Source organism: Rhizobium sp. 18055 (assembly GCF_902706285.1).
Lineage (GTDB): Bacteria > Pseudomonadota > Alphaproteobacteria > Rhizobiales > Rhizobiaceae > Rhizobium.
In genome coordinates this window covers 1-426 of the sequence record NZ_CACSKD010000338.1, presented here as the reverse complement: position 1 = coordinate 426, position 426 = coordinate 1, and the positions used below count along the sequence as shown (strand labels likewise).

Sequence of the window (426 nt, the reverse complement as noted above, 5' to 3'; positions counted from 1 at the left end):
TCGTTAAGCGGAGTGCAGATAAAGGACGAACCCTGCGGCAGCGCCGCTTCAAGGAGCGCCTCCAGCTTGGCAGCCGCGTCTTCGGCTTGGTTGTGCTGGATGGCAACGAAGGCCGGCTCGCCGTCCGCGCGGGAGGCGATGAGGTCCACCAGCTTGGTAAAAGCCTTGGTCTGGGTGCGGGTCTCGCCCACCAGCTCCAGCTTGCCCCGGGTAATCGACATAATCGGCTTGGTGGCCAACAGCGCCGTAGACAGCACGGCCGTGGCCGGGGAAAGGCGGCCAGAGCGGCGCAGGTCCTCCGTGGAATGCAGGTAGACCCAGGTAGCCGCGCGCTTGAGGGTATCGATGGCCGCGGCATAGCACTCGTCCAAGCTGGCGCCGCGGGAGGCGAGCTTGGCGGCGGACATGGCGGCCGCGCCCATGGCC

1 protein-coding gene is annotated in these 426 nt (G+C 67.4%); it reads right to left on the bottom strand.

The genetic code is table 11. The annotated features are described in order from the left end of the window. The coding region (locus tag GVL52_RS29400; protein ID WP_244619351.1) for a DegV family protein at positions 1-407 on the bottom strand (407 nt) is incomplete at its 3' end. Positions 408-426: the final 19 nt, after the last annotated feature.